24 protein-coding genes and 1 riboswitch are annotated in these 25,121 nt (G+C 51.4%); of the genes, 23 read left to right on the forward strand and 1 reads right to left on the reverse strand.

The genetic code is table 11. The annotated features are described in order from the left end of the window. Positions 1 to 4 precede the first annotated feature (4 nt). The 19 genes from M655_RS02995 (at position 5) to csrA (ending at position 19,697) form a co-directional block, all read left to right on the forward strand. Positions 5 to 952 (forward strand): accessory Sec system S-layer assembly protein, encoded by a 948-nt coding sequence (locus M655_RS02995; RefSeq protein ID WP_007784928.1) that lies wholly within the window; start codon positions 5 to 7, stop codon positions 950 to 952. Between the two features lie 88 nt (positions 953 to 1,040). Next, positions 1,041 to 2,000: an SLAP domain-containing protein gene (locus tag M655_RS03000; RefSeq protein ID WP_005829772.1), complete on the forward strand. Its 960-nt coding sequence runs from the start codon at positions 1,041 to 1,043 to the stop codon at positions 1,998 to 2,000. A gap of 43 nt (positions 2,001 to 2,043) precedes the next feature. Beyond that, positions 2,044 to 3,039 carry an SLAP domain-containing protein gene (locus M655_RS03005; RefSeq protein WP_007784926.1) on the forward strand — a complete coding sequence of 332 codons (996 nt, stop codon included), beginning with the start codon at positions 2,044 to 2,046 and terminating at the stop codon, positions 3,037 to 3,039. 291 nt (positions 3,040 to 3,330) lie between these two features. Further along, positions 3,331 to 5,898, forward strand: coding sequence for a S8 family peptidase (locus M655_RS03010; RefSeq protein ID WP_005829775.1), 2,568 nt, complete (start codon positions 3,331 to 3,333; stop codon positions 5,896 to 5,898). A 204-nt stretch (positions 5,899 to 6,102) separates the two neighbouring features. Further along, positions 6,103 to 6,203: riboswitch (SAM riboswitch) on the forward strand. Between the two features lie 132 nt (positions 6,204 to 6,335). After that, positions 6,336 to 7,547 carry a methionine adenosyltransferase gene (metK, locus tag M655_RS03015; RefSeq protein ID WP_007784923.1) on the forward strand — a complete coding sequence of 404 codons (1,212 nt, stop codon included), beginning with the start codon at positions 6,336 to 6,338 and terminating at the stop codon, positions 7,545 to 7,547. Between the two features lie 144 nt (positions 7,548 to 7,691). After that, entirely contained in the window at positions 7,692 to 8,708 is a 1,017-nt protein-coding gene (locus M655_RS03020) for a polysaccharide deacetylase family protein (RefSeq protein WP_025844202.1), read from the forward strand. Then, positions 8,705 to 9,847: a sensor histidine kinase gene (locus M655_RS03025; RefSeq protein ID WP_007784919.1), complete on the forward strand. Its 1,143-nt coding sequence runs from the start codon at positions 8,705 to 8,707 to the stop codon at positions 9,845 to 9,847. Before M655_RS03020 ends, M655_RS03025 begins: the two co-directional genes overlap by 4 nt. Before the next feature lie 34 nt (positions 9,848 to 9,881). Continuing rightward, positions 9,882 to 10,589 (forward strand): response regulator, encoded by a 708-nt coding sequence (locus M655_RS03030; protein WP_005829784.1) that lies wholly within the window; start codon positions 9,882 to 9,884, stop codon positions 10,587 to 10,589. A 67-nt stretch (positions 10,590 to 10,656) separates the two neighbouring features. Beyond that, on the forward strand, positions 10,657 to 11,037 hold the full coding sequence (locus M655_RS03035) for a hypothetical protein (RefSeq protein ID WP_035422892.1): 381 nt from the start codon (positions 10,657 to 10,659) through the stop codon (positions 11,035 to 11,037). Between the two features lie 142 nt (positions 11,038 to 11,179). Further along, the gene (locus tag M655_RS03040) at positions 11,180 to 13,360 is read left to right on the forward strand and encodes a helicase-related protein (protein WP_026557542.1); all 2,181 of its coding nucleotides are present in this window, start codon (positions 11,180 to 11,182) and stop codon (positions 13,358 to 13,360) included. After that, positions 13,357 to 14,475: a ComF family protein gene (locus tag M655_RS03045; RefSeq protein ID WP_286085959.1), complete on the forward strand. Its 1,119-nt coding sequence runs from the start codon at positions 13,357 to 13,359 to the stop codon at positions 14,473 to 14,475. Before M655_RS03040 ends, M655_RS03045 begins: the two co-directional genes overlap by 4 nt. A gap of 85 nt (positions 14,476 to 14,560) precedes the next feature. Then, the gene (locus M655_RS03050) at positions 14,561 to 14,992 is read left to right on the forward strand and encodes a TIGR03826 family flagellar region protein (RefSeq protein WP_025844210.1); all 432 of its coding nucleotides are present in this window, start codon (positions 14,561 to 14,563) and stop codon (positions 14,990 to 14,992) included. A 132-nt stretch (positions 14,993 to 15,124) separates the two neighbouring features. Then, the gene (gene flgM / locus M655_RS03055) at positions 15,125 to 15,400 is read left to right on the forward strand and encodes a flagellar biosynthesis anti-sigma factor FlgM (protein ID WP_005829793.1); all 276 of its coding nucleotides are present in this window, start codon (positions 15,125 to 15,127) and stop codon (positions 15,398 to 15,400) included. Positions 15,401 to 15,437: 37 nt separating this feature from the next. Then, on the forward strand, positions 15,438 to 15,929 hold the full coding sequence (locus tag M655_RS03060; RefSeq protein ID WP_026557540.1) for a flagellar protein FlgN: 492 nt from the start codon (positions 15,438 to 15,440) through the stop codon (positions 15,927 to 15,929). Positions 15,930 to 15,941: 12 nt separating this feature from the next. Next, complete coding sequence (flgK, locus tag M655_RS03065) at positions 15,942 to 17,477, forward strand: flagellar hook-associated protein FlgK (protein WP_026557539.1); 1,536 nt, start codon at positions 15,942 to 15,944, stop codon at positions 17,475 to 17,477. Between the two features lie 37 nt (positions 17,478 to 17,514). Continuing rightward, on the forward strand, positions 17,515 to 18,408 hold the full coding sequence (gene flgL, locus M655_RS03070) for a flagellar hook-associated protein FlgL (protein WP_026557538.1): 894 nt from the start codon (positions 17,515 to 17,517) through the stop codon (positions 18,406 to 18,408). A 24-nt stretch (positions 18,409 to 18,432) separates the two neighbouring features. Further along, complete coding sequence (locus M655_RS03075; RefSeq protein WP_005829801.1) at positions 18,433 to 19,014, forward strand: DUF6470 family protein; 582 nt, start codon at positions 18,433 to 18,435, stop codon at positions 19,012 to 19,014. A 16-nt stretch (positions 19,015 to 19,030) separates the two neighbouring features. Further along, entirely contained in the window at positions 19,031 to 19,450 is a 420-nt protein-coding gene (gene fliW / locus M655_RS03080; RefSeq protein ID WP_026557537.1) for a flagellar assembly protein FliW, read from the forward strand. Between the two features lie 7 nt (positions 19,451 to 19,457). Then, entirely contained in the window at positions 19,458 to 19,697 is a 240-nt protein-coding gene (gene csrA, locus M655_RS03085) for a carbon storage regulator CsrA (protein ID WP_026557536.1), read from the forward strand. Positions 19,698 to 19,779: 82 nt separating this feature from the next. On the opposite strand, the gene M655_RS03090 is transcribed toward csrA, so the two are convergent. After that, positions 19,780 to 20,532, reverse strand: coding sequence for a hypothetical protein (locus M655_RS03090; RefSeq protein ID WP_051353914.1), 753 nt, complete (start codon positions 20,530 to 20,532; stop codon positions 19,780 to 19,782). A gap of 332 nt (positions 20,533 to 20,864) precedes the next feature. Between M655_RS03090 and M655_RS03095 the strand changes: the two genes are divergently transcribed. The 4 genes from M655_RS03095 to fliS all read left to right on the forward strand — a co-directional run bounded on the left by M655_RS03095 (position 20,865) and on the right by fliS (position 25,046). Then, positions 20,865 to 22,562 (forward strand): flagellin N-terminal helical domain-containing protein, encoded by a 1,698-nt coding sequence (locus tag M655_RS03095; protein WP_026557535.1) that lies wholly within the window; start codon positions 20,865 to 20,867, stop codon positions 22,560 to 22,562. A 152-nt stretch (positions 22,563 to 22,714) separates the two neighbouring features. After that, a complete protein-coding gene (locus M655_RS03100; protein ID WP_025844246.1) occupies positions 22,715 to 23,074 on the forward strand; it encodes a flagellar protein FlaG in 360 nt (119 codons plus the stop codon). A gap of 16 nt (positions 23,075 to 23,090) precedes the next feature. Beyond that, on the forward strand, positions 23,091 to 24,644 hold the full coding sequence (gene fliD, locus M655_RS03105) for a flagellar filament capping protein FliD (protein WP_035422891.1): 1,554 nt from the start codon (positions 23,091 to 23,093) through the stop codon (positions 24,642 to 24,644). A 21-nt stretch (positions 24,645 to 24,665) separates the two neighbouring features. Beyond that, the gene (gene fliS / locus M655_RS03110; protein WP_025844251.1) at positions 24,666 to 25,046 is read left to right on the forward strand and encodes a flagellar export chaperone FliS; all 381 of its coding nucleotides are present in this window, start codon (positions 24,666 to 24,668) and stop codon (positions 25,044 to 25,046) included. Positions 25,047 to 25,121 lie beyond the last annotated feature (75 nt).

The following is a 25,121-nucleotide window of genomic DNA, read 5'->3' on the forward strand; positions in this document are numbered from 1 at the left end:
TGCTATGTTATCCTTCTTGAAGAATTTAATGGGGAAGACACCTACCACCAAAGAGGTGCGAGAGCAGGTTCAGGAGGAATCCATTTTGTCCGCTTCTGATACCGAACAGTCTCATCAGGAAGCACAAAAGCAAAAAGAGGCATCTGCCGGCGTCGTAACAACGCTGTCCTTGCATGAATCGTGGGAAGCGAAGCTGAGTACGCAGGAGAAATACGCGCTTTCCTTTATGGCTCAGGAGCTGGAACCGCTGCCGGAAGGGAATATCTCCCTCGCAGGAACAGCGCTTGTTCCGCATGATGATGGAATCGAAGTGACGGCGTTTATCCGCAACAGCTCGGACCGTCCAATCCGCCTGAAGGAAATGACGCTGGTGGTATTGTTCGGGGATCAGCAGTTGTTTACCCGCCAAGCGTTTGACTTGAGCGAGATAGGGGAAATTCCGCCGCGATCAGCCAGACCGTGGTCGTTTGTATTTTCACGCGAGCACTTCCTGGAGGTAAACGTGCTTTTGGCTAACTGGAAGGTCGCATTCGAGATGGCGCAGAAAAAAATGGTGCTGCCGCAACAGTTGGAGCTGGAAGAGTCGTGGATCAAGGCGCTGTCGGATGCGCAGAAAAACTCCTTGATCGAACTGGCGAAAAATCTCCCTGCCTTAAAAGAGGGAGAAGTGAATATCCAGAGTGTGCAAATTCGTCGCTCCCCGGAAGGAGCCCTTCACGTCATGCTGTTGATCCGCAACGGCTCTACGCAGTCGCTCTCCTTTGAAAAGCTGCCGCTCGCTCTCTACGATGCGACAGGGGCAAAGGTGGCAGAAGGAATGTTTGAGCTTGGCAGTTTGACCGTGAATGCCAATACGAGCAAGCCGTGGCTGTTTATTTACCCTCCGGAAAGTATTTTGGTGGAGCAGCCGGACCTGTCGCGCTGGAAAGTGAGTGTTCCGCAGCAAGCGTAGAGAGTCTGGTTTGCATGGGCGATGGGGAAATGTATATCATGAGGAGAGAGAAACTTCGTTCGGGCCCGGACGTGTGAGGAGGTAACACATGTTTTCTTTTGTGAAAAATTTGTTTGGAAAACAGCAGGGTGACAAGGCCCTGGAGGATTTGAAAAAAGAGATTCAGGAAGAGTCTGCGATTGACATTGCGGAGTTGAAAGATACGGAAGTAGAAGTGGAAAACCAGCCCGCAGCGAGCACTTCCGGCAAGCCTGACAGAGTGCGCACAGAGCTGTCCCTGCATCCGATGTGGGAGCAGGAGCTGGATGCGGAGAAAAAATATACGCTGCGATTCTTGCAAGCAGAACTGCCTGAGATGGCACGAGGCTTGATTAGCGTAACGGGCTTCAGCATGATTCCCCAGCCGAACGGCATGACCGTGACGATGTTTTTCCGCAATGCGACAGATAAGCCTGTGCGCTTCAAAAACATCGGTCTGGCTATTTACTTGGACGACAAGCCGTTCGCGCGGATGAGAGTCGACCTGTCTGATATGGGCGCTATTCCTCCGCATACAAGCCGTCCGTGGGAAGTGCTGTTCCCGGAAGAGAGCTACCTGCACGACAACTTCATGTTCAGCCGCTGGAAAGTCGTGATGAAAGCAGGAAAAAGATCGCACATCTGGCCAAGTACGCTGGAGCTGGACCCGGAAATGGAAAGACGCATGACACAGCGTCAAAAAGACCGTCTGGAGTCGCTCGCGTACTCTTTGCCGCCGATTCCGGTCAACTCGGTGCAAATTACCGGGTTTGATATCGGGAAAACGAAAGAAGGGCAACTGGTTGCCGCATTGCTGTTCCGCAACGGCCTGTCTACGGATTATCGTCCTGACAAGCTGAAAATCACGATTTCCGATACGGACGGCGATGTCGTGGCGCGAGGCGTTGTGGATGCCAGCAAGATTCGCGTGAAGCCGGGGAACAGCCGTCCGTGGCTGATCGTGTTCCCGCCGGAGTTCGTGAAAAAACCGGATGCCAATCTGCGCAGATGGGTTCTTGACGTAGAATAGGCGCAAGAGCTCTCGATCGCAGAAATCAGGAGGAGGTTGACATATGAGTTGGTTATTGGAGAACTGGTTTGGCTCCAAGGAAAGCCTGGAGCAAGTACGTGAAGATATTCATGAGCATTTGCATAAAGAGTTTTACCTGGGGGTGTCGGGGATCGACAACCCGCAGCAATCGGCGAACCGGGTTGAGGCCAAAGAGCTGTTTCTGACGATGAACGGTCCTTGGGACAATCAACTGGAGGAGGCGGAGCAGGAGCTGCTGCAGTACGTCCACGATGAGCTGCCTCCGGTCGTTCGCGACGAGGTCGGCATTATTCCGTTCTACACACAGGTGACAGATGAAGGCTACCTGGTGCTGACGTACATTCGCAACGCGACAAACCGCAACGTGCTGTTGCAAAAGCTGCCGCTGACCCTCGTGACTGCTGACGGCGAAGAGGTGGCGAGAAAGACGTTTGACTTGATGGCAAACGGTCCTGTGGGCCACATGGCCAGCCGTCCGATGGAATTTATGTTCCGCTGGGAAGAGTTCGACCGCATTCCTGAGAAGGAAGTGCCGCTGACTCTGACCTATAAAAAGCCGGAAAAACGCCGCATCGAGGAGACCCAGGAGCTGAATATGGGCCTGAGTGCGGACGAACAAAGCCACTATACGCAAAAAGCGGCGGAGGAAGCTCCGGTGGAAAAAGGAAAGGTAGATTTGCAGGTCCTCGATATCAAGCCTACCGATGATAACGGCCTGAAGGTTGTCGTCGTATTCCGCAACGGACTGGAGAAGCGCCTGGAGTTTACCGAGGTGCCGATCATCGTTCACGACAAGGAAGGCGATGCGGTTGCCCGCGTCAGCTACACGCTCGAAAACATGAAGGTGGAAGCAAACAGTCAGCGCATCTGGGCGTTTGATATCCCGTCTTCTTCGATTAAAAAAGCAGAAGTAAACCCGGACGAACTGAGTGCCTACATTCCGCAGGCGCGTCAACGCAAAAAAGAAAAAGCATATGTAGAGCCTGCTACCGAAGACAACAAAGGCCTGCTGCAGTAATGGATGAACCCTTTTTGCCAATGGTGAAAAGGGTTTTTCTCCTGCCATAACGTTCCAAATCTTGGGGAAACAGGGTTGCTTTTCGCCCTTTTTATCCGCTATGCTAGGACGAGAAGCATAATACTTGAATACCTTTTTGAACGTACTGAAATGGATAAGCGCGAACATTTATTCATTTCGATACGTTAAGAAAACCTTCCACGACAGCGCATGCCCCTTTGTTTGAGCGGGCGGCGATAGAGGTTTTCTTGCTGCGCTAGTTGCAGGGGAAAGTAAGGAAGGACTGTGTTTATGAAAAAATCGATTCAAATAGCCGTGTCAGTTGCGATGCTGCTCACGCTTGTACCGCTGGGCGTGCGGCCTGCACTCGCTGCCGCGCCTGCTTCCAATGACAGCTATCTGAGCAATCAGTTGCACATCAGCCAGATCAAGGCCGACAAGGCGTGGCCTGTAGTCAACAGCAACCAGGCGATTACGATTGCCGTGCTCGATTCCGGAGCGGACTACAATCACCCTGACTTGAAGGGGAATCTGCTGCCGGGTGTCAATCTGGTCAACCCGGGGAAATCGGCGCAGGATGACAACGGGCACGGGACAGAAGTCATCGGGGTTCTCGCTGCAAAAGGCAACAACGGGATCGGGGTATCAGGGGTAGTCTGGAACGCCCGGATTTTGCCGATCAAAATTTTGAACAAAGATGCAGTGACGAATGTGGACATGATTGCGAAGGGGATCAATACAGCGCTCGACAGGGGAGCCAAAGTTATCCTGATGTCGTTCAGCAGCCTGTCCTATTCCCGCTCCTTGAAAGAGGCCATTGACCGTGCGGAGAGAAGCGGAGCCGTCCTCGTCGCTGCCAGCGGAAACGAAGCAAGCCGCGTCGCCTATCCGGCTGCCTACCCGACAGTCGTTGCGGTTGGGGCCGTGAATGGGAAAAACCAGGCGATTTATCAATCGAACACGGGGCCTGAGTTAAACATTGTGGCGCCGGGGCTTAACGTATATACGACGAAGCTGGGCGGAAAGTACGGATCGTTTTCCGGTACGTCAGCGGCAGCGCCTCAAGTAGCGGGAGCGGCGGCCCTGATTTTGGCCCGCTATCCAAAGCTGACGGCGCTGGATGTGAGGCAAATGCTTTACCAGACGGCTACAGACCTCGGCGAGAGCGGCTGGGACCGGCAAACAGGCTACGGATTGCTGGACGTGAACAAGGCAGTGCGCAGCGCGCTCTCCGGCGACTTTTTGGAGCCGAACAACTCTTTGCAGCGAGCCAAAGCATTCCCTATCGAACAGCAAATACGCGGCAACCTGGGGCCAAACGACACGGTAGACTGGTTTAAAATGGATGTGCCGTATGACGGAAAAGTCAGCTTTACGGCGACGATTAACTCCGGGGTATCCTCCGCCATGGCGGCAACCTTTTACCCAGAAAACCGAACGCCGATTACGCAGTATTTTGGAAACGGGGATACCGTTACCGTCCCGGCAAAAGCGGGCAGGATGAACATCAAGCTGATGCGAAACGGCGGCGTCAACTCGTTTGCCTACGTGCTGACGAGCAAGTTCACGATCAACCCGGACCGCAATGAGCCAAACGATACGATGGCGACGGCAAGGCCGCTGGTAGGCAACCAGATCAGCGTCACGGGCAACTTCCACCAGGAGGGCGACCAGGACTGGTTCTCCTACTACGTCCGCGAATACGGGCATATGGATGTGACGGTGACTCCCGACAACAAGCGGGTGGACCTGGTGCTTGCCATAGGAAAGCAGGAAACCGGAAAAAATACGGTTTGGGACCCGCTCTACGACAACGTCGACCGCGATAATCCGTCGGAGCGTGCGAGCAAGGAAGTCTCCCCGGGAAAATACTACATTCGGGTCAGCGAGTATCAGCAAAATGCGGTGAACGGCGAATATCGCCTGGATCTCGGGTTCACCCCGCTGAAAAAAGATTTGAACGAGCCGAATGATACGTACAGCAGGGCGTCGCCGCTAGCCGCTGGAGGGGTCATGACCGGAACGATTCCGACGGCTTCGGATGCAGACTGGTTTCAATTTACGCTCAATACAGACTCGTACGTCACGATTCGAGCCCCGTTTATTCCGGTATCCAGCGGTTTTCGCATCGCTCTTTACAGCGAGAAAAACATGAACTACGCGCTCGCTTCGACAAACGAAGTGGCTGAGTTGTCCGATCGGGGCAGCGAGATTTTCAGCCTGCGGTTGCCAAAAGGCAAGTATTACGTGCGCCTGAACAGCGGCATTCCGTTCAAGTACGATGCATACAAATTGACAGTCACGCAGCAGCCCCTCGTCTCGGGGTATCGGGATATTTCCGACCATTGGGCGCGCACAGAGATCGCCAGGCTGAGCTCCAAAGGAATTGTCCAAGGCTTCGGCGATGCGACGTTCAAGCCTAACGAGGCAGTAACTCGTGCGCAGTTTGCCACAATGCTGCTGCAGGCGATGCGCGCGACCGGCTCGAAGGTAGCCAGCGCGTATTCCGGACGGGAAGTGTTTTCTGATTTGCCAAAAAAGCACTGGGCGTACAACACCCTTGGAGTGGCTTATCAGCTCGGAGTCTTGAAGGGGTATCCAAACAGTCAGATCAAGCCTGACCAAGCTGTTTCGCGGGCGGAAATGGCCGCGATGATCGCCAGGGCGAAGGGCGTGGCTCTGAACAGCAGCAGCGCACCGAGCTATCGCGATGTTCCGGCCAGCCATTGGGCAGCACCGGCGATCGGCGCTTTGACGGCAAGAAACTGGCTAAACGGATACGGTTCGCTCTTCAAGCCACAGGGCAGCGCTACGCGGGCCGAGGTTGTTGTATTAATCGCCAAATCGTATCAAGTGTAAGAAAAAATTTTCCGCTTTGCGTTCGACAGACGCATGGCATGGCTATATCGTCCTTGTGAAAACGCGGCTTCGATCACCTCAGACGCTTCCCGCAGGCGATTCCAACAGCGTTTTGTACAGGGCGATTTCGGCCAAAGAGGTGCTCTGGCAAAAGTCTATTGACACCACCTCAAAAAACAATTATTCTATAATCCGTAATGGATACTCTTATCCAGAGCAGGCGGAGGGACTGGCCCTATGAAGCCCGGCAACCGTCTGGAGCGGTGCTAACCAGCAGGACGGAAATCTGTTCTGGCCGATAAGAGGATGAAGGAAGCTAAAAGCGCTCAAACCTTTTCCTCCAAAAGATGGAAAAGGTTTTTTATTTGCGTTTACGTCGATAAAATCCTGACTCGGCTACCAAACTATTTGTATGAGGTCAAAGGAGGTATTTTCTCATGGCTTTGCAAAAAGGTCGTCGTCTGTTCACATCTGAGTCTGTAACCGAAGGACATCCGGATAAAATTTGTGACCAAATTTCCGACTCCATCCTGGACGCCATTTTGGCCAAGGATCCAAACGCTCGCGTAGCTTGCGAAACTTCCGTAACTACCGGGCTGGTTCTCGTAGCCGGTGAAATCACCACCAACACGTATGTGGACATCCAAAAGCTGGTGCGCGAAACGATCCGTGAGATCGGTTATGATCGTGCGAAGTTCGGCTTTGACGCTGACACTTGCGGCGTAATCACTGCGATCGGCGAGCAATCCGCTGACATCGCTCTCGGCGTAGACCAGGCTTTGGAAGCGCGCGAAGGCAAAATGACCGACGCTGAGATCGAAGCGATCGGTGCAGGTGACCAAGGTCTGATGTTCGGCTTTGCTTGCAACGAAACACCTGAGCTGATGCCGCTGCCGATCAGCATGTCTCACAAGCTGGCTCGCCGCTTGACTGAAGTTCGCAAAAACGGCACACTCGCCTACCTGCGTCCTGACGGCAAAACGCAAGTAACGGTTGAGTACGATGGGGACAAGCCAGTTCGCATCGACACCATCGTGATTTCGACTCAACACGCTCCTGAGACTACCTTGGAGCAAATCAAGCAAGACCTCATCGAACAAGTTATCAAACCAGTTGTTCCGGCTGAGCTGCTGGACGCTGACACCAAATACTTCATCAACCCGACTGGCCGCTTCGTAATCGGCGGACCTCAAGGGGACGCTGGTCTGACTGGCCGCAAAATCATCGTAGACACTTACGGTGGCTACGCTCGTCACGGCGGCGGCGCGTTCTCCGGTAAAGATCCGACAAAAGTAGACCGCTCCGGCGCTTACGCTGCTCGTTACGTAGCGAAAAACATTGTGGCTGCTGGCCTGGCTGACAAATGCGAAGTGCAAGTGGCTTACGCAATCGGTGTAGCGCAGCCTGTATCCATCGCTGTTGATACTTTTGGTACAGGAACCGTTTCCGAAGAAGATCTGGTGAAACTGGTGCGCAAACACTTCGACCTGCGTCCGGCTGGCATCATCAAGCAGCTCGACCTGCGTCGCCCTATCTACAAACAAACAGCGGCTTATGGCCACTTTGGACGCAATGACCTGAATGTTCCTTGGGAGCAAACAGACAAAGCAGAAGTTCTGAAGCAAGAAGCTGCGCAACTGGCAAAATAAGAACGACAAAGAAAGAGCCTGGTAAAGCTACTGGGCTCTTTTTTTATTACGGGGAAAATTTTCCAGTTATTGGTGGGCTTTAAGCGAAGGGAAAATGTAGGACTGTGTCGAATCTCCTAGTGAGGAAGTAGAGGAGGGGTTTCTTTGCCGAACAAAAGGCTCTTCCTGACCGTATTTGTTATTTCTTTATTGCTGGTTATGTCTGCATTGGGGATTGGTGAATTTTACCAATCAAAAAAGAATGCCCAAAAAGTGCAACCTTTTCCCCAAGTAGATACGTCTATAAGCATAAGCGAGGCGGAAATTGCTGAGCCAAACGTCACGCAGAACGAAAAAGCAACGGTAAAGCCGAAAAAGTGGTATAACAATCAGGTAGTCGTCCTGACGTATCACCAAGTCACGGATGCATCAGGCCAGCGCTACGTCATTTCGCCTGAGCAATTTGCAAAACATATGTCGTTTTTGCACGAAAACGACTTGCAGCCGATCTCGTTGGATGAGTTTTTGCATTTTGTGGATACAGGGAGCTTGCCGACCGAAAATGCTGTCCTGATTACCTTTGACGACGGCTATGAGAGTTATTACACGAAGGCTTTTCCCACCTTACGTACATACGGCTACCCGTCAGTGAACTTCGTGATCGCAGGGCGCTTGCGAGATGTAGCCGATCGAAAACGGGAGAACATGACGACGCCACTTACGCGTCAACAAGTCATGGAAATGCTTCACTCTGGGCTGGCTGATATCGGTTCGCATACGTACAGCCTGCACGAAGAGGAAGCGCGGAATGAATGGGGAGAGATGGGGCCAGAGACGGCTCCCGTCTATTTGCAGGATTTACAACGACTGGAAAATGAGAAAGAATACAGGGATCGGCTCTACGTTGATTTCAGTATGTCTCGTGCAGGCTTGAACAAATGGATGGGCCGGGAGATAAAAACGATTTCATTGCCTTTTGGCTACACGAATCCCATCGTACTGGAGACAGCGCGACAGGCAGGCTACGGATATGTCTTTACTTCTACACCCGGTTTTGTCAAAAGGGGAGTAGATCCGTTCGCCATTCCACGAAATGATGTGGGCCTGCGAGATGTAGATGAGGTCAAACTCCATCAGTTGTTCACGAAAGCGAAAAAAGAGTTCGAAGGAGAGCAATCATGAACAAAGTGATCGACATCAGCGTGCTGGATGGGGTGATTAAGAGAACCATTGAAACTGTGGAAACGAGTAAAACCCAAATTTTTGATATAGCCGAAAGTGCCAGACAGCAAGGCAACTCGTTGAAGTTTGACTTGCACGAGCTTCGGCAGGAGATCTCGAAGGTCATCCAAAAGGTCGATGCGCTGGAGCTGGCCTATCGAAAGTCGCGCAACAGGCTCGTTCAGGTAAGCCGCAACTTCCACATGTACACGGAAGACGACATTCGCATCGCCTACGAGGAAGCGAGCCGGATACAGGTGGAGCTGTCCATCTACCGCGAGCGGGAAAACAACCTGAAGCGCCGTCGCAACGACCTGGAGCGACAGTTGCGAACGCTGGAGGAAACGATCGACCGCGCCGAGAAGCTCGTTTCCCAGATGAGTGTCGTGCTCGGCTACTTGACTGGCGACCTGAGCAAGATCGGAGAAGCGCTGGAATCGGCCAAACAGACTCAATTGATGGGGCTGAAGATCATCCAGGCCCAGGAAGAGGAGCGCAAGCGTGTCGCACGCGAGATTCACGACGGACCGGCCCAATCGATGGCAAACGTCGTGCTGCGCTCTGAAATCGTGGAGCGGATGCTGAAAAACGAGCGCATTCTGGAAGCGCAAATGGAGCTTCACGAGCTGAAGGAAATGGTTCGCCTGAGTCTGGCTGACGTAAGACGGATTATTTTTGACCTTCGCCCAATGGCTCTTGATGACCTCGGACTGGTGCCCACTCTGCAAAAATATATCCAGACGTGCGAAGAACGTATCCGTGCTTCCATTGATCTGGTAGTATTTGGTGTGGAGCCACCGCTGCGCAGCTCTGTCAAAGCTGCGATTTTCCGCCTCGTTCAAGAATGCTTGAACAACGTGGAAAAGCACGCTGGAGCTTCTTCGGTACAAGTGAAGCTGGAGTTTCTGCAGGAGTCGCTAAGTCTCGTCGTCAAAGACGATGGAGTCGGATTCGATCTGGAAAAGCGCATGGCAAACGGCAACTCCTTTGGGCTTTTGGGAATGCGTGAGCGCGTGCAACTGCTGGAAGGCAGTGTGGATCTGCAATCAACTCCTGGCGAAGGAACAAAGGTAATTTTCCAAATACCGTTAAAAATATGAACCGATACAGATTATGTACACAGGGGGATGAAACATGGATAAAAGACAGCAAGAGCTCCGCATCGTGATTGTGGACGACCACCAATTGTTCCGCGAGGGCGTTAAGCGTATTTTGGAAATGGAAGAGGACTTCAAGGTCGTCGGCGAAGGGGCGGACGGCGGAGAGGCTGCTCTGCTTGCGGAGGAGCACAAACCAGACGTTCTGCTGATGGATATCAACATGCCGAACATCAATGGCGTCTCTGCTGCGGAAAATGTCATTTCCGTGAGTCCCTCCACGCGAGTTATCATGCTCTCGATCCACGACGACGAGGGCTATGTATATCGCACGCTGCGTTCCGGCGCGTCCGGCTACCTGCTGAAAGAGATGGGCACCAGCGATCTGGTGGATGCCGTACGCGTGGTAGCCAGCGGCGGCGCTTACATACACCCGAAGGTGACGGGCAAGCTGATCGAGGAATTCCGTCGCCTGAGCGAAAATGAGGGTACGGCCGAGCGCAGCTTCTCTGTTGATGAATCGCAAACGATCGATCCAAAAGTGATCGAATCGCTGACCCGCCGCGAGCGGGAAGTGCTGCAGTTGATGGCGGAAGGAAAAAGCAACCGGGCTATCGGAGAATTTTTGTTCATCAGCGAAAAGACAGTGAAAAACCACGTCAGCAGCATTTTGCAAAAGCTGAATGTCCAGGACCGCACACAGGCGGTTGTCATTTCGATCAAAAACGGCTGGGTGAAGCTGTAAGGCGAGGCTGCGCGTCCGGTTGGCACCCTGTTCAAGCCATTCGGCATACCTTTGTATAGGAGGGGGTATGACCGTGATGGAAGAACTGGTTGTATGGCTATTGGCGGCTTTTGGCTGCTCCTCACTGCTGGTGATGGTAGCTGAGCGATGGACCAGTCGGATGAACAGCATGACCGAACTCCCGCAAGAGCACTACCGTTTGTTGGTACACAATTCGGAGCAGGTGCTGGAGCGTGCCGTAAGAAAGCTTTTGTTTCGCTCCTACTGGAGTGGCAAGCCTGTCCGGATTACCTTGATAGAAGAAGGGTCTACGGACGATACGCCCCGGATGCTGGCGATTTTGGCGCGAGAGCCGTACGGCTGCGGCTTTGGCGCGGCAGACGGCCAGCCTGAGCTGGCGACGGGAGCGATCGTGATTGACTTGCGGGAGAAGCGGGAAGGAGCCTGATTTTTGCGGGCAATTGAATAAACGTACAGGGCTGTCGAGCAAATCGGCGGCCTTTTTGTGTTCGCTGCAAAAAAATTTGCCGGCCTGCCTTGTCTTTTTGCACAATGGTGGCAGAAAACACAAGCGGAAATGGGGGAGGCAAATGCGCGAGTACTTGCTGTATATCAAATGCGGCACAGAAGCAGTGGCGCCAGTCCAAACGTATGTGACGCCGAGCTTTTCTGTCGATCGGGCTTTTTGGCAGGAGAGGGAGGGCTGTGTGCTGCATGTGATCGGCAAGACGTCGTCGCTTGCCCTGGCCTTTTCCTTGCGCGAAAAAATAAACGAACGGTTGCGCAAGCGCGCGGGAGAGCGGAGCAAGCTGACAGATGCGCTGGTCGCGGAGCTGCGGGGGCTGGCTGTGGCGAAGGTCAGGGAGGCGAGCGCGCTATACGGGCGGGAAGTGGAGAGAAGGCAGGCAGGGCACAGGAGCCGGGAGCATCAGCCACACCCGCGCCAATCCGTGCAGCATGAAGCGTGGTTTGCGTGGGAGGCGATAGCGTGCAGCGTGGAAGTGAGGCAAGCGGGCGAGCGGGATGAACAGCTTTTCAGTCGCGAGTCTGCTCATTGTGTGAGCGAGAGGGTGGATGTTTCTGGAAGAACTGCCTCTCCGTTTTTGCAACATCGGCTCGCGGATACGTCTGTCCATTGCAGCAGGAGAAGTTCTCGATCTCCATCTCAGGCTCATGAGGCAAGGCAGCCATTCCTGTCTCGGGATAATGGGCTGCAAGCTATACCCTATCCCGCTAAGCCAGCAGACAGAAACGACATTGCCTTGAGAGAACTGCTGGATGGCCGCGCTCTTTTCTGGGATGAAGTCGAGACGCTTTTGCAGAAACGCGGAGTGGAAGTGGATGATCTTGCCGCTGTATTGCACAGGTACGTGCTGACTGGCAGAGCGCGGTGGCTTCCCGGAGTGCGAATGGACATGTGCAGCAACTGGCGGCAGAGTCGCTTTGTACTGACGTGCGAGCGATGCGGAAGCGCGGGGCGCGAGGTTGAGCTGACCTACTGCCATACGTGCGGGCAAGGCTGCGCATACTGTACGACGTGCCTCGGGATGGGCAGGAGCAAGTGCTGCACGCCGTATATTTTGCTTGCGGCAGGCGGTTCTCTGCCTGTCGGGAGCAACAAGGGCACAGGCCAGGAGCCTTCGCGGCTGGAGTGGACAGGCAGCTACTCGGACGACCAGGCGAGAGCTGCTGAGCGCGCTCGGCGTTTTGTAGCGAATCCGCGCCCCGGTCTTTCCGAGTTTTTGATTTGGGCCGTGTGCGGAGCAGGCAAAACCGAGCTGCTGTTTCCTTCCGTAGCAGAGGGACTTGCGGCGGGAGGCCGCGTGCTGATTGCTACCCCGCGCAAAGACGTAGTGCTGGAACTGGCTCCTCGCATTCAACGGGTGTTCCCCCACGCGCGGGTGATTGCCGTCCACGGCGCCAGCGCTGAAAAATGGGAGGAGAGCGACATCACGATCGCGACGACCCATCAGGTTTTACGCTATTATCGCCGCTTTTTGCTGGTCGTACTCGACGAGGCCGATGCGTTTCCGTACCACAATAATCCCGTCCTCTACCGGGCGCTGGCCAGAGCTGTACACCAAGCGGGGAAGCTGCTTTATTTAAGCGCGACCCCACCCCGCTATTTGCAAAAACGACTCGTTTCAAACGCTCGTTCAACTCGGCATGGCACGGCGGCCAACCCGCTTTTTTCTGCCACCCACGTCCTTTTGCCGGGTCGCTATCACGGCTTTCCCCTGCCCGTTCCCGAGGTTCTAACGGTCCGCGGACTGCACAAGCGCGTTCGGGCGAATCGAGCAGTGCCTGCATTGACAGATGCGGTGCAGCGTTCGCTGGAGGCAGGACGGCAAGTTTTTGTCTTCGTTCCGCGCATAGATGACGTGGAGGTAGTGCTCGCCTATTTGCAAAAGTGGCTGCCGTCTCGTGCCGAGCTGATGGCAGGTGTCCATGCTGCGGACCTGATGCGCGAGGAAAAGGTGCTCGGCTTTCGGCAAAAGCGCTACACCCTCATGGTGACGACGACGATTTTGGAGCGGGGGGTAACGATTCCACAGAGCGATGTCGTTGTCGTCGGCGCGGAGGCCGCTGTCTTTGACGAAGCTTCTCTGGTGCAGATTGCTGGCCGCGTGGGCCGAGCGTTCGACGATCCGGCAGGCGCCGTGTTGTTTTTGCAGACAGAACGCGCTCTGGCACCCAAGCTGGCGGTCAGGCAAATTACGCGGATGAATCAACTGGCGAGCAGGCTTGCAAAAAGAAGGGGGCACTCATGAGGGGGAGTACATGTGTCAGTTGCGGCGGGCGTGTAAATACGCCCAAAAGAGAAGGCGTTGTCCGCGCGCGTGCAAGCTGGCTATCCCGTCCCGTCAGCTATCCGGCGATCTATCGCTTGCTGCACGACCTCCCGGCCTGCGCAAGCTGTATTGAAGCGTTGCCGTTCATCGGGGAGCAGTTTTGCCGACAGTGCGGGCGGGACATGCGAGCGGAGCCGTACAGCAGCGAGGGCCGCTGCCGCGACTGTGTCAGGGAAGTGGACGAGCCCCTGAAGGAAAATCGCAGCCTGCTCCGGTACGAGCAAGACGGCAAAAGTCTGCTCAGCCTGTTCAAATACCGCGGAGATGAGCGCCTGGCTGGCTATTACGGAACGCTTTTGGCAATCGCGGCCTTTCGCTTTTACACTCCGTCCCGTTTTGCCTGCATCACCACTGTCCCGCTTCATGCCAGGCGGCTGCAGGAGCGCGGATTCAACCAGGTGGACTTGCTGGCAGCCTATTTGGGGAGTGCAACCGGGATTCCGGTGAGGCCCCTGCTCACACGCATAAAAGAGACGGAGAAGCTGAGCAAGCAGGGGGGACGCGCATCCCGGCAGGAAAGCATGCGAGAGGCTTTTGCGTGGAATGAGGGGGCGGTGCTTCCTGGGTTTGCCCGTGGCCGTTCTGATAGCCGGGGCGCCGATCATAGGAATCTGACCAGCATACTTGCAGCCGGGATTCATTTCTTGTTTGGCAATTGGTTCAGCCTGCGTTCTTCCATCTCGCATACTTCTCATGAAGCCAAAAGTGGCGAGAGAGATTCGCAAGCCAATCCCGTTCCGAAACTGGACAACCGCAACAGAGCTGCGCACGCCAATACCGCCCCGAACTCGAATAGCGGCGACAGAGCAGCCTATGCCAATTTCAATCCGAACCCGAACAGCCACGACAGAGCTACACAACCCAATACCGCTCCGCTCCCAAATAACCGCATCCCCCTACCCGCCACTCCCCCGAAGATCCTTCTCATCGACGATATTTACACAACCGGATCGACTCTCCGCTCCTGCGCAAGAACATTGCGAGCACATTTGGGGACAGTTTGTGAAATTTATTCCTTGACAATATACAGATAGCCAGTTTGGAAAAATTACGATATCATGGAAGCATACAGCAGTCGGGAACCGAATGAACTTTCTGGATGTTGAAGGGGTTGTTTTTATGTCTCTGGGCAAGCTGGCAAACTGCTCGCGGTGTGATGCTTTATTTGTACAAACAGTTCGTGACATTTGCCCCAAATGCTATCAAGAGGTGGAGCAGGAATATGAAAAATGCGCCCGGTTTTTGCGCAAGCGCGAAAATCGCGGAGCCAATATTCACCAGGTGAGCGAAGCCACAGGGGTGAGCGTGAAGCAAATTACGAGGTTTATCAAGGAAGGGCGCATTTCTGTAGATGGTAACCCGAACCTTGGTTACCCATGCGAGATTTGCGGGATTTTAATCCGCACTGGCAACATGTGTGACGCCTGCATGAAGGGCTTGAAGCATGAGATATCGCAGCAGCTTGAAGTGGATCAGCGCTTGGAGCAGGAGGCGCGGGCACGTCAGGCGGAAGCGGCCGTCTATCGAAGAAAGCAGAATCGTGACGAATAGTTTTGCGCAAAAAAACTAATCGTCAAACAGGAAATTGCCGATGATACTACTAAGAGGTATCATCGGTTTTTCTTTTTATTAGGGGACCCGTTCCCGCGAAAATGTCCGGTGGTTTGAGAGGATGGTAATCAGATGCGGATTAATGAACCAAACCGTGTCGGGATGATTAATGCTTACAACAAGACGGCCAACAACCAGGTAAGCAAAAGCGGAAAAATCCCGATGGGCAAGGATGAGGTCAACATTTCCACGGAAGCGCTGGAAATGCAGCGCCAGATCGAAGACGCGAACGCGCCACAGCGCCGCGAAAAAGTGGAGCAGTTGAAAAAGCAAGTCGAGGAAGGCACGTATCGCGTCCCAAGCGAGCGGATTGCCGATAAACTACTGTCTTTTTGGAAAAAGCGATAAACCAGTTCTCTAGGGGAAGACGAGGAGAAACGCGAACATGGATAGACTCTACGATCTGCTCGACAACTTGATCCAGTTGCACAAAGCCTTGTACACCTTGGCCACACAGAAAAAAGATGTGCTGGTGAAAGGAAATGTGGATGAGCTGGTGGCGATTACCCGCCAGGAACAAAAGCTAATCAAGGGCGTCACAGCAGCAGAAGCAGCCCGCCAAAGTCTGGTACAGGAATTGACCGTCCAGAAAGGCCTGGCGCTCCAGGAAGGCACACTGGCTGAATTGATCAAGTTGACGACCAGTGCGGAAGAGAAGACGCGGCTTGCGTCCTATCGCGACGAGCTTGTGCGGATTGTCACCGAACTGCGTGAGGCAAACGAGCTGAATCAGCAGTTGCTGGAGCAATCCCTTTCTTTTGTAAACATGACGCTCGACCTGATTACGGACACGCCGGAGGACGACTTCATCTACGGCCACCCGAGCACGGACACATACCGCCAGGCGAGCCGAACATTTTTCAACAAAAAAGCGTAAAGAGGTGCTGAGATGCGCTCAACTTTTCATGGAATCGAAGTAAGCAAACGCGGCCTGTTCGCCCAGCAGTCCGCCTTGAATACGACCGGACACAACATCGCGAACGCGAATACGGAAGGGTACACGCGGCAGAGAGTCAATATGCAGGCGACGACGGGGTTGCCGTATGTAGGAATGCATGCGACGATCGAGCCGGGGCTGCTCGGAACAGGTGTCAACGTTGTCAGCTTGCAGCGGATTCGCGAAGAATTTCTCGATGTGCAACTGCGCACGGAGAACAAGCACTACGGATATTGGGAAGCGAAAAGAGACGTTTTGCAAAAGGTCGAGGGCATTATGAACGAGCCTTCCGATACCGGGATGCAAAAAGTGATGGATGAGCTGTGGAAATCGTGGCAAGACCTGTCGCAAAATCCCGAAAGCCTGTCCGCTCGTGCGGTCGTTCGTCAACGGGCCATTGCCGTGACAGAGACGTTTGCCGCCCTGAATACATCACTGACCGAATTGCAGCGTGATTTGGACAATGTCGTGGCGACCAAGGTCATTGACATCAACTCCATTGCGCAGCAACTGGCGAACCTGAACAGACAGATCGGGGATGTGGTGCCGCACGGCTATCAGCCAAATGATTTGTACGACCAGCGCGATGTGCTGCTGGACAAGCTCGCGAAGCTTACCGATGTCAAGGTGACCAATCTGAACAGCGGCATGATTCAGGTAACGATTGACGGACAGGAACTGGTGAACGGCCGGACAGCGGTGACGATGGCGGTGGAGAAGGATGCCACGACCGGTTTCAATAACATTACGCTGGGCGGAGCACCGTTTATACCGCAGTCGGGCGGTTTGCTCGGAACGTTTGAGGCGCGCGGCATCCCTGGTACGGATGCGAATGGCCAGCCAACCATGCAAGGCCCGGTGCCTGACATGATCCGAAAGCTGAACCTGCTTGCAGAAAATATCGCGACAGAAGTAAACAAGTTGCATTCCACGGGAATGAACTTGACTGACATTGAAAACAGAAAGACTAACCCGACGGCAGATTTGGAGAAGCTGGACTTTTTCGTGAAAAAGAATGACGCCTTGCCGCTTACTGCAGCGAATATACAGGTCAACCCGAAAATTTTGGCCAGCCTGAATTCTATCGCGGCGGCGCAGGTAGAAGACCCAAATACGGGATCGGGAACTTCCTTTTACGGCGACGGACGCAATGCGCTCGCAATCGCCAGCATCAAGTTCAAGCCGTTGCAACTGTTGACAGGCTCATCCGGACAAATCGAGTCCACGACCTTGGACGACTTTTATCGTTACACGATTGCCCAGCTTGGGGTAGACAGCCAGGAAGCGACTCGCATGGAAAAGAACTCGGAACTTCTGGTCGGGCAAGTCGATACGAACCGCCAATCCGTTTCGGGCGTCTCTATCGACGAAGAAATGTCCGAAATGGTGAAATACCAGCATGCTTACAACGCTTCTGCCAGGGTCATGACCAGCATGGATGAGATTTTGGACAAAGTGATTAACGGGATGGGACGTGTGGGCCTCTAGTCTAGCCTGCGCGTGAACATCTGAAAGGAGCATTTTCATGGCCGTTCGAGTAACCCAGACCATGTTAAACAATAATATGATGAGAAACTTGTCCAACTCCATGGGCAGAATGGACAAGCTCCAGGAACAGCTCTCTTCCGGAATGAAATTTTCCCGCCCTTCTGATGATCCGGTGGCGGCGAGCCGGGCGATGTTTTACCGCTCTTCCTTGATTGAGAATGAGCAGTTCCAGCGCAACGTGAACGAAGCGCAGTCTTGGATGGAGTTGTCTGACAAGTCGTTGGAAGAGGCCGGGACGATTTTGCAGCGCGTGCGTGAGTTGGCCGTAGCATCAGGCAACGGTGGGCTTGGGGCAGATTCCTTGCAAGCGATGGGAAAAGAAATCGCAGAAATTCGAGATCATTTAGGTAACATTGTCAACCAGACGGTGGGGGGACGTTACATTTTTGCAGGAACGGATACGCTAACCCCACCATATGACAAGGCCAGTGATTCTTTAACGTTTACAAACAGAAATGAAATTCTGCTGGAGGTAAACAAAGGAATCCATTTGCCCATTAATGTCATCGGAGCCGATGTGTTCGATTTCAAAGGAACAGACGGCAATAACGTCTTTGATCTCTTGAAAAAGATTGTAGCTGATTTGAACGACGGCAAGCCTGTTAACACAGAGCTTGGAAACATTGACCAACAAATCGACAAGCTGCTTGCGGAGCGAGCCACGCTTGGTGCGCGGACCAACCGGATCGAACTGATAAAAGGCAGATTGGAAAATGAAGAAATTAGCGTGACCTCGCTCATGTCGCAAAACGAAGATGCCGATGTGGCGCAGGTCATTACCAACCTGAAGATGCAGGAAAACGTCCACCGCGCGGCGTTGGGGGCAGGCTCGCGAATCATTCAGCCAACATTGCTCGATTTCCTGCGCTAATAAAATAGGGGAGACGATCAAAAAATGAGACTCCCGCAAATCCAGATTCGCCAAACTTACGCGCAACTAGGGCTGAAAATTACAAAGCCCGTTCAGGAAATTCGCCAGCCGCAGGCCGAACTGAATTTGCGTCAGGAGCCTGCCATTTTGGATATCAAGCAGGCGAAAGGACAGCTATCCATTGATACCAGTGAGGCGCGGGAGAACCTGGACCTGCGCAGCTCGGCACAGCGAACGAGAAACAATGCAGACTACGGACGCCAGAAAGTGCTGGAGGCGATTGCCCAGATCAGTATGGAAGGCGACCGTTTAGCTGCCATCGAGAACAAAGGGGCAAACCCGATCGTCGATATTTCCTTTGAAGAAAGCATTATTTATCAGAGCAGGGAGATCATTGCGGAAGGCTCGATTATCGGAGACGGTATTGAGATCAGGTACGACCTCCAGCCGGCCCAGATCAACGTACAGGTGCGCGGCAAGAAAATGGACCCGGTTATTCATCGGCCTGTTCACAATTATACGCCGGGAAAAGTGGAAGGCTACATGAGACAATGGAATCGTGTCGAGTTTGATGTGGTAGGATTGTATGTAGATCAAAAGATGTGAGGCAGGAGAGAAGATCATGACACAATCCCAGGCGATACAGAGCATGGAGCTGTCTTTTCCGGATGGAGTTCCCGGTTTTCCGCAGCTTTCGCGCTTTCAGATGACGCAGGAAGAAGCGGGACAGCCGTTCTTTAGCTTGAAATCTTTGGAAGACGATCAGGTAGGCTTCTGGATGATAGACCCGTTTCCGTTTTTTCCTCAGTATGAGTTTACTTTGGCTGAAGCCGTGAAAAAACAACTGCAAATCGAGGAAGGAACGCCACTGTCCGTCCGCACCGTCATCACCGTCCGCAATGAAGGCGATGTCACCGTGAATTTGAAGGCGCCTATCATCATCAACGAGGAAAAGGCTTTGGCCAAGCAAGTGATCTTGAACGACGAAAACTACGGAATCCGCCAGCCGCTCTTTCAGCGGCCCAAAGCGGCCAGTGAGTAGGTGAACTATGCTTGTCTTGTCGAGAAAAAAGAACGAGTCGGTGATGATTGGCGACCAGATTGAAATCAAGATCATTGCGATCGAGGGCGACGTGGTGAAAATCGGCATCGAAGCGCCGAGGGAAATAGACGTATATCGCCAGGAAATCTATCTGGCGATTAAAGAAGAAAACCGTCTGGCTTCGCAGACGAAGATCGATCTGTCGAGCCTGACGAAAATGTTTGGAACCAAATCTGATGCGCCATAGCGTGTCAGATTTTTTTGTGCAGGTATACTTGGTGTGTAAAATATGTTCACGATGGAATACTCGATCCAGACGAGCGGAATTTCTAATCGACAATCATATTCTGCGAAGGATGTTTGCCTTCCGTGTTAATGATTAATGAAATTTCTTTTGTCTTGTTTTCTCCTGCATTCCAACTTTTCAAAGTATCAAACGTATAATCTTTTGTATCTGGTAGAACGGCTTTCAGTGTAGTTTCATTTTCCCAGCTTATCGAAAGAATGGGAACAGAAAAATCAGAACTTGTTAACTTGATGAATTCGTCAGTGTTTTTAAGTTCAGCTAACGTAAACGAATCTAACTCAATCATCATCACGCTGTGCCTCATAACATCCGTACCCTCGTTTCTCCCTAATAAGAGTGCTAGATAGTTATCATCAGGGGAGAATGTGTGTTCCATAAAAATGCTTCCTGAATGCAGGGGAAGGCTTTTTATGTGATTGTTCTTTATTTGCAGGAAAGTATGATCGCAAAGTTTCATTCCGCAACCATACCTGATGTCGCTATAGATTATTCCCGACGCAGATGTAAATGTTGTGGTTTCTATGCGCTTTAGTTCATTTGCTCTTTCCTTTGAGTCAAACTGATCCAGGTACTTTTTTACTGAATCTATTTTTGAAATGGGAATCGCCACTGTTTTTGAGTCAAGACGAACGGTTAGCGCCTCTGGCTGTTGGTCTCTATGTTGATTCTGCGTATTAATCGAATCAGGAGACTTATTTGTTGAAGGTTGGCCGCAACCTGTTACAAGGAGTATTGTTAAAATAACCCAAAAGCATATGGAATACCTTTTTTTCATAAAAACTCTCCTCTTAGATTGTATTTTTGATTTCAATTCATTCTTTATCTTATGTCATTTTATGTAAAAGAAAAGGGGGATTGAAAAAACAATGAGTATTCCGATGTAACTGGACATTTTGATGGACAGGGCTTGGCATCTTCATTGGCAAAATCGTCCCGCAGTTTTTTTGCAAAAAAAGTAGAAAAAACACTAAACAAGGATGAATCTCCCACCGATAATAAAAATGTAGGGGAAAAACGGCCTAAGCGCGCGATTGGGTTCGGCTTTTCCGAAACATTACCCAAACCTTCCGCAGGGACGTGGAGGGTACACTCAAGGAGGAAATATTCATGCGTATTAACCACAATATCGCATCTTTGAACACTTACCGTCAGTTGACTGGTAACCAAGCTGCAACAAACAAAAACATCGAGAAACTGTCTTCCGGTCTCCGCATCAACCGTGCTGGTGATGACGCGGCTGGTCTGGCAATCTCTGAAAAAATGCGCTCCCAAGTTCGCGGTTTGGACATGGCTTCCAAAAACGCGCAAGATGGTATTTCTATGATTCAAACTGCTGAAGGTGCGTTGAATGAGACACATTCGATTCTTCAACGTATGCGTGAATTGGCAGTACAATCTGCTAGTGGAACAAATACAGCTGATGACCGAAAAGCTCTCCAAGATGAAGTGAAACAGTTAAAGGATGAAATTGACCGTATTGGTAATACAACTGAATTCAATACACAAAAACTCTTAAATGGTAACTTGTCTGGTGCTGGCGGTACTAATGGGACTAACTCCATTTCGGGTGCGCAAGTATTTAAACAAACAACTGGTTCACTAACTGGTGTTGATTCTAAAGCTGTAAATGCAAGTGGTACAAACTTGGATATGACTGCTGATGATGCACTGGTTATCGATGGACAAAAAATCACTATCGATTGGGATAAGCACTTAACTGAGGCAGATAAAGCAGTATTGAATGCAGATTACAGCACTAATAACCTTAATGCCACATCTAGTGGGAAAGTAAGAGAGATTTTAGAGAGAGTTATTAATGCTGCAATTGATGAGTCGGGAACTGGTGCTGCTCACATTAAAGTAACCGATGCTACACCTGGTACATTTAAAATTGAAAGTGGTTCTACAGGTAATACTTCCAAAGTAGAGTTGTACCATGGTACTGATGGTGCTGCAACTGCGAAGCTTGCTGATGGAACCACGCTTGCAGTTTCTGCAAAATCTGTTTTGAGTCTCTTTGTTGGTAATAATGTAGAAATGGCTGGTGGTGCTGTAACGCAAACTTCCGGTACCAACCAAGTTTTGGATGGATTGACAGCTGCGGATAAATTCCAATTGTCCATTAACGGGCACACTATGGAAATAACCTCTCCAGTTGCGGCAGCAGGCTCTGACGCTAATGCATACGCTACAGCATTGAAAACTGCAATTAATGCAAAAATTGCTGCATATAACACTGCTGCTGGCTTTACAACAGATGAACAAAAAATTAAAGACGTTGATGTGAAAATTGAAAATGGAAGATTGTCTATCACTAGTCCTAGCGGTGCTGTAGAATTAGCTGATGTGCCCAATGGTAGTGCGCTGAAAAAATTGGGACTTGATCAAGCGTCCCGCGAAAGCGCAGGTACAGGCGCTGTTACTTTCCAAATTGGTGCTAACAAAGGTCAAACAATCGCATTTTCTGTAAAAGACATGAGAACGAATGCACTCGGAATTAGTGGTGTCGACATTTCTAGTGCAACAGGAGCTTCAAGTGCGATTACTGCCCTTGACAAAGCTATTAGTAGTGTGTCTTCTGAACGCGCGAAACTGGGTGCTGTTCAAAACCGTCTGGAGCACACCATCAACAACCTGGGTACTGCTTCCGAGAACCTGACAGCCGCTGAATCCCGTATCCGCGACGTAGATATGGCGAAAGAAATGATGGAACAAACCAAGAACAACATCTTGGCTCAAGCCGCCCAAGCTATGTTGGCTCAAGCTAACCAACAGCCACAAGGCGTTCTGCAACTGCTCCGCTAATCGAAATACCCCTGGAGACCTTAGATATTCTAAGGTCTCTTTTTTGTCATTCCTACCGAAAGAAATCTCTCATTCGAGGTATATCCTCCTTAAATCCTCCTCCATTTTTTCCGATACATACAATAAGGAGAAACCGGAATGGAGGTTAATACATGGACGTATCTATCAATAGTCAATCAGGATTAGGGACGAAGGCAGCGGGAGTGCCTGTACAGGCAGCGTCTGCAGGTGTACCAGCGGCAAAGGAAAGCAAACCGGAGGCAGAGACAGCCACTCAGCAGTACTCTGAAAAAGAACTCGGAAAAGCGGTAGACGACCTGAACAAATGGATGCAGCAAACGCAAAGCACGCATCTGCAATTCCGTTTGCACGAGCAACTCAAAGAATATTATGTCGAAATCGTCAACGACTCGACCAAAGAAGTCATCCGCCAGGTTCCTTCCAAAAAAATTATGGACATAGCGGCCAAGATGCAAGAAATGATCGGGTTGTTGGTTGACGAGAAACGATAGAGAAGGAGGGATCGACATGGTTAGTCCGATTCGTTTTTCTGGTCTCGTTTCCGGGCTGGATACGGACAGCATGGTCAAGGAATTGATGAAAGCCCAGCGCGCACCTTTAAACAAGATGCTGCAGAAAAAGCAATTAGAAACATGGAAGCGCGATGCCTACCGCGAAATGAACGCGCTGCTGTTGGATTTCCGCCTGAACACAGTAAGCGACATGCGTTTGCAAGGTCCATACCTGAAAAAAAAGCTCGTATCAGATAATGAAGGTGCGGCTTCGATCAAGCAAGTAGGAATGCCTAATTTGCCTACCTACAAAGTGACGGTAAACACCCTGGCTACAGAAGCCGAGCCAGCTAGAATGGATACGACTACGACAGTGGCAGCAGCCGATTCTGCGAAAAATCTGTCTACTGCGGGTTTGAGCGGATCTTTCGAACTGACGGTGAATGGTACGAAAATTACGATCAACGATACCGATTCCATGGAGAGCGCTGTTAAAAAAATCAATGAACAGACCTCCAAGACAGGGGTAGCAGCAACTTTCTTTAACGGTAAATTGATTTTTTCTTCCACTTCCGCTGGGGAAAATGCAAAAATCAAGCTCGAGTACACAAACGATGACAACGCGAAAGTTTTTGGCCTGTTTGATAGCGGCGTTACAGCAGGAGATCCGGCAACCAAAGAAGCTCAGGGTCAAAAAAGTATAGATGGATCTGTTACCATTAATGGCGTGACTACTGCGATCAGCAGCAACAAGTTTACCTTTGACGGCATCGAGTTCGAACTGAAAAAAGCAGAATCGTTTACCGTAAACTCTATGCAGGACGACGAGGCCATCTTCAAGTCCATTAAAGGCTTCATTGATAAGTACAACGAAGTCATCGACAAGATTAATAAAAAAATTAGCGAGCCTCGCTATAAAGACTACCAACCTCTGCTCGAGGAAGAGAAAAGCGCTTTGGATGAGAAGCAAATTGAGAAGTGGGAAGAAAAAGCAAAAAGCGGTGTCCTCCTTCGCGATTCTGTCCTGTCATCCGCGCTGACGGAGATGCGCCAAATCTTCTCTACGGTTGTAGCAGGCATGGGCGATGAAAATTTTGACACTCTCTCTGATATCGGGATCAGCACAGCAAAAGCTGATGCCAAGTTCAGCTATGCCAACTACATGGAAAAAGGGAAGCTGTACATCGACGAAGAGAAGCTGCGCAAAGCCATTCGTGAAAACGGCACAAAAGTAATGGATTTGTTCACCAAAAACCCGGCGGAGACAACCACAGATAAAGACCAGATGGCACGAGAAACGGGAATCGCCAAAAGACTGTATAACAGTCTGACTGGCATTATGTCTAAAATTACAGACATTGCCGGTTCTTCTTCCATGGGCGATATCTCCGACAGCTACTCCATGGGCCGACAAATGAAAACTCTCACGAAAAACATCAGCACTCTGGAGCTGCGCATGAAGAACATGGAGGAGCGCTACTACCGCCAATTCACCGCTATGGAACAAGCGATGAGCAAGGCAAATTCGCAGAGTAGTTGGCTCGCCCAGCAATTCAGCAGCGGCAGGTAGGATCGAAAGGAGCCGGATATGATGGCCTATCAACAATCGTTACAAGCTTACCAAACGAACTCGGTAAACACAGCCAATCCAGGGGAATTGACGTTGATGCTCTACAACGGAGCGCTGAAATTTCTGAAGCAGTCAAAAGCAGCGATTTCCGAAAAAAAGTTCGACAAAGCTAACGAGTACATCAAACGCGTGCAAGAGATTGTGGGCGAACTGATGGTGACGTTGGATCAAAAATACCCGATCGCCCAACAAATGATGTCGTTGTACGAATATATGCAAACAAGACTGATTGAAGCCAACCTCAAAAAGGAAACCTCCATTCTGGATGAGGTAGAAGGACTTCTCACCCAATTCCGCGACACATGGAAGCAAGCCATGGTCTTGGCAAAAACGCAAGGGTAGCGGATGGAGATGTCATTTCAACTAACGAGAGAGACAGTCGAGCCGCTATTTCAACAGCTATTGCTTCATTCTCAT

The sequence above is a fragment of the Brevibacillus sp. NSP2.1 genome (assembly GCF_000470975.2).
Lineage (GTDB): Bacteria > Bacillota > Bacilli > Brevibacillales > Brevibacillaceae > Brevibacillus > Brevibacillus agri.